A 3,669-nucleotide genomic window follows, 5' to 3' on the forward strand; every position below is an offset into this window, starting at 1 on the left:
GGCCTGCCCCTGCCGGAAGGCATGGCAGGGGCAGGCGCGGGACGGTCCGGTTCAGGTCCTGGTACCGGTGTCAGCCCTTCACGGCGCCGGTGAGGCCGCCGACGATGCGCTTCTCGAAGACCGAGAAGAAGATCAGTGCGGGCAGCATGGCGAGTGAGGTGAAGGCGAGAACCTTCGCGGTGTCCGTGGAGTACTGCGAGGAGAACACCTGGACGCCGAGTGGCAGGGTGTAGTTCGCCTGCGAGTTGAGGACGTACAGGGGCAGGAGGTAGTTGTTCCAGCTGCCGACGAATCCGAGGATGCCGACGGTGACCACACCGGGCAGCGACAGCGGGACCACCATGCGGAAGAAGAATCCGAGTCGGCTCATGCCGTCGATCGCGGCGGCCTCCTCGATCTCGTTCGGGATGGCTCTGAGGAACGGCACGAGGATGATGACGGTCATCGGCAGGCCGAAGGCGATCTGCGGGATGATCACGCCGAGCAGGTTGTCGGCGAGGCCGAGGTCCTTGATGACGAGATACAGCGGAGTGATCGCGATGACCATCGGGAACATCAGGCCCGCGGCGAACAGGGAGTACATCGCGCCCTTGAGCTTGAAGTCGTAGCGTGCGATCACGAAGCTCACCATCAGGCCGAGGGCGACGATGCCGACGGTGCTGGTGATCGCGACGATGAGGGAGTTGGCGAACTCGCCCCAGAACACTGTCGACTTCAGGATGTCGATGTAGTTGCCGATCACCCAGGGGCGCGGCAGGGCGGCCGGGTCCGTGGTGATCTGCGAGTTGGTGCGGAATCCGCCGAGCACGATGTAGAGCACCGGTGCGATGCAGACGCCGACGAAGAGCAGCGCGACGAAGTAGGTGACGGGGCTGCCCCACTTCTGCGGCTTGTCGCGGTTGTCGCGGCGGCCGGTGGGTGCCTTCGGCTCCGGCACGGGGGACATCCGGGAGGTGGTGGTCGTCGCGCTCATCACACGGTCCCTTCGGTGACGGCGCCCCTGAGGTCGCGGCGCAGGACGAAGCGCTGGTAGATCAGCGCGACGATGAGCGAGATCACGAACATCACGACCGCGACGGCGCTGCCGTAGCCGTAGTTGCCCGCGTTGCGGCCCTGGGCGAGCATGTAGATCGCCATGGTCGAGGTGCCCGCCGTGCCCGAGACGTACTGGCCCCAGATGATGTAGACGAGGTCGAACAACTGCAGCGAGCCGATGATCGACAGGAAGGCCCAGATGCGGATCGTCGGTCCCAGCAGCGGCAGCGTGATGCGGCGCTGGATCTGCCAGTAGGAGGCGCCGTCGATCTGCGCGGCCTCGAAGATCTCGTCGGGGATCGACTGCAGGCCGGCGAGCATCAGGATCACCGCGAAGCCGATGTACTTCCACGTGATGATGGCCATCAGCGTCCAGATGGCCAGGTCCGGGTCGGCGATCCAGTCGGCTTCCAGGGAGCCCAGGCCGATCCGGTGCAGCAGGTCGTTGACGGCTCCGTTGCTCTGGAGCATCAGGCTCCAGCCGGTGCCGACGATGACCTCGGAGATGATGTAGGGCACGAAGATCAGGACGCGGATGGTCGAGCGGCCGCGGATCTTCTGGTTGAGCAGGAGCGCGAGGACGATCGCCAGCGGACCCTGGATGACCAGTGAGAGCACCAGGATCAGGCCGTTGTGCCACAGGACGTCGTGGAACGCGGGGTCGGTGAGGATCAGCTTGTAGTTGTTCAGGCCGACCCAGTCGGTGGGCTCTCCGTAGCCTTTCCACTGGTAGAAGCCGTAGTACGCGGCGAGCGCGACCGGGAGGATCACGAACGCCAGGAACGTGATGACCGCCGGTGCGGACAGGACCGCGATCTCCAGTCGCATCCTGGCACGGCCTCGGCGGTGCGCAGCCGCTCGCGGCGGAGCCGGGGGCACGGACGTGGCCGCGTCCCCGGCTCCGGGCGTGCCCTGCGACTGGCGGCCGTCGGCCGTGTCAGCGCCCAGGGTGTCGCTCATGTCTGCTTACTCAGCCCTTCTCGGCGGCAGCCTTGACGTCCTTGACGATGTCGGCGGCGGAGCCCTTGCCGGCCATCAGGTTCACGACGGCGATGTTCATGGCGTTGCCGACGTTCTGTCCGTACACGGTGTCGAGGAACTGCATCGAGTAGGCGGCCTTGTTGAAGGCCTGAAGTGCCGAGATGTTGTAGGGCTCGGTGACGACCCCCTGGGCTTGCTTGTTCACCGGGACGGTGTCGAAGGCCTCGGCGTAGGCCTCCTGCTGCTCCTTGGCCACGACGAACTGGAGGAAGCCCAGGGCCTCCTTCGGTGCGTTCCTGGAGAGCGAGTATCCGCCGGCGCCGCCCATGATGGCGGTCGGGTCGCCCTTGCCGCCGGGCACGGCGGGGAAGGGGAACCAGCCCAGGTCGGGGAGCGGCTTCTTGTCCGGGGTCAGATCGGCGATCACACCGGGGTTCCAGTTGCCCATGAGCTCCATGGCCGCCTTGTGGTTGGCGATCATGCCCGCCGAGGACCCGGCGCCCTGCTGCGACGTTGCCGTCAGGAAACCCTTCTGGAAGGGTTCGGTCTCCAGGAGTTCAGCGAGGTCTTCGCCGGCCTTGGTCCAGCACGGGTGGTCGAACGTGAGCGACTTGGCGGCTTCCTGCATGGTCTCCTGGCTGCACTCGCGCAGGGCGAGGTTGTAGTACCAGTGCGCGGCCGGCCAGGCGTCCTTGGCGCCGACCGCGATCGGCGCGACCTTGATCGCCTTCAGCTTCGCGACGGCGTCCTTGAGCTCGTCCATCGTCGTCGGCGTCGAGGTGATGCCGGCCTTCTTGAACAGGTCCTTGCTGTAGTAGATGCCCTCGGGCTGCGTGTCGAGCGGCATCGCGTAGACCTTGCCGTCGATCGAGACGCCTCCGAGGGCCGCTTCGCCCACGTTCGCCTTGTCGGTGTCGGCCAGTTCCAGTGCCTGGATCTGGCCGGCGTCGACCATGGCCTGCATCTTGCCGCCACCGCGCTGCAGGAAGATGTCGGGCGCGGAGTTCGAGTTGAGCGCGTTCTGCAGCTTGCCGTCGAGGTCCTCGTTCTGGACCGACTGGATCTTGATCGTGACGTCCGGGTGCAGCGCGTGGTACGCCTTCGCGGCGTCCTTCCAGTACTGCGCACCGCGCCCCTCCATCGCGTTCGTCCAGAGGGTCACCGTGCCCTGGCCGCCGGACGAACCGCTGCCGTCGCCGTCGCCGCCGCCGGCGCAGCCGACAGCGGCGAGTGCGATGCACAAGCCGATCGCGGCAGCCGTCGCGTTGCGGGTTTTCCTCATCATCGTGGGAACTCCCTGATCTGTTGTCAGTGATCCAACTGCTGATAGTTTGCGCAAAGTAATGGGCAGTCCGCGAAGCAGGAGCAAGGTGCACCGCCATAAATGAACGAGAGGCAACCAACAGTTTTCGCAAGTTGCGCAATCGTTACCGACGCAGCAGCCGTCGTACGTGATCACGAACGGGTGCGGTGACGAACAGGAACGTGCTCAGTCGCAGCCGGCCGGGCCCCGGCCGACCGGGGCGGGCACCGGGAGGACACCGAACGCCGACAGGCGGACCGCTCGACGTCTTGACACCGTTTTCCCCGTCTCCCTACGGTGCGCGGCACGTTGAGCGAGAGCCGGTTGGTCCACCCGCCCGCCCCGGCGGG

At 66.2% G+C, this 3,669-nt stretch carries 3 protein-coding genes; all 3 read right to left on the bottom strand.

Annotation, left to right across the window (positions count from 1 at the left end; genetic code table 11):
• Window positions 1-70: 70 nt before the first annotated feature.
• Genes C1I97_RS33265 through C1I97_RS33275 form a run of 3 tightly spaced genes read right to left on the bottom strand, consistent with a single transcriptional unit; the run spans window position 71 to window position 3,301 of the window.
• On the bottom strand, window positions 71-973 hold the full coding sequence (locus C1I97_RS33265; protein ID WP_111006749.1) for a carbohydrate ABC transporter permease: 903 nt from the start codon (window positions 971-973) through the stop codon (window positions 71-73).
• Window positions 973-1,995, bottom strand: coding sequence for a carbohydrate ABC transporter permease (locus C1I97_RS33270; RefSeq protein WP_111006750.1), 1,023 nt, complete (start codon window positions 1,993-1,995; stop codon window positions 973-975). Before C1I97_RS33270 ends, C1I97_RS33265 begins: the two co-directional genes overlap by 1 nt.
• Before the next feature lie 10 nt (window positions 1,996-2,005).
• Complete coding sequence (locus C1I97_RS33275; protein WP_111006751.1) at window positions 2,006-3,301, bottom strand: ABC transporter substrate-binding protein; 1,296 nt, start codon at window positions 3,299-3,301, stop codon at window positions 2,006-2,008.
• Window positions 3,302-3,669: the final 368 nt, after the last annotated feature.

Source organism: Streptomyces sp. NTH33, from assembly GCF_003236365.1.
GTDB lineage: Bacteria > Actinomycetota > Actinomycetes > Streptomycetales > Streptomycetaceae > Streptomyces.

Coding starts and splice junctions, on each gene's coding strand:
- C1I97_RS33270 (WP_111006750.1), bottom strand. CDS start 1,995: ATGAGCGACACCCTGGGCGCTGACACGGCCGACGGCCGCCAGTCGCAG.
- C1I97_RS33275 (WP_111006751.1), bottom strand. CDS start 3,301: ATGATGAGGAAAACCCGCAACGCGACGGCTGCCGCGATCGGCTTGTGC.
- C1I97_RS33265 (WP_111006749.1), bottom strand. CDS start 973: ATGAGCGCGACGACCACCACCTCCCGGATGTCCCCCGTGCCGGAGCCG.